This is a genomic window from Streptomyces sp. AC627_RSS907, from assembly GCF_019049165.1.
Map to the genome: position 1 here is coordinate 1 of NZ_JAGMUE010001368.1, position 608 is coordinate 608.

Annotated in this window: 1 protein-coding gene; it reads left to right on the top strand. The window is 74.2% G+C overall.

Annotated elements, in window-relative coordinates; translation table 11 throughout:
• Positions 1-149: 149 nt before the first annotated feature.
• Positions 150-608, top strand: a 459-nt coding sequence (locus KUM32_RS41965) for an MFS transporter (RefSeq protein ID WP_217146858.1), incomplete at its 3' end; no start/stop codon positions are given.

Here is a 608-nt window from a genome sequence, read left to right on the forward strand (position 1 = left end):
CGTCGGGGACATGCCGGAATCCTTGCACGCCCCGTTGGAAATCGGTTATTTATCAGGCAGGGTTCCTGATAGTTTCTCGGCGCGCCGGGGAACCCTCCCCGGGGGCCCCGGGGTCGGGGCCGACTTCGAGGCCGGGAGGGCCGGGCAGCATGGTGGACGCCGGGACAGGAACGGGCACCGGGAAACCGGCCGCCGGGCAGCGGCTGCGCCGGGCGCGCGTCGCCGTCGCGCTGGTCTTCGCCGTGCACGGCGCGGTCACCGGCAGCTTCGCGACCCGCGTGCCCTGGGTGCAGGACCACACGGACGCGAGCGCCGGCCAGCTCGGCCTCGCCCTCGCCTTCCCCGCCATCGGCGCCTCGGTGGCGATGCCGCTGGCCGGCTGGGTCAGCCACCGGTTCGGCGCCCGGACCGCGCTGCGCGGGATGCTCGCGCTGTGGACCCTCTCGCTCACGCTGCCCGCCCTCGCGCCCAACCTGGTCGCGCTGTGCGGGGTGCTGCTCGTCTACGGGGCCACGGCGGGCATGTCGGACGTGGCGATGAACGCGCTCGGCGTGGAGACCGAGGAGCGCCTGGGTCGCTCGATCATGTCCGGGCTGCACGGCATGTGG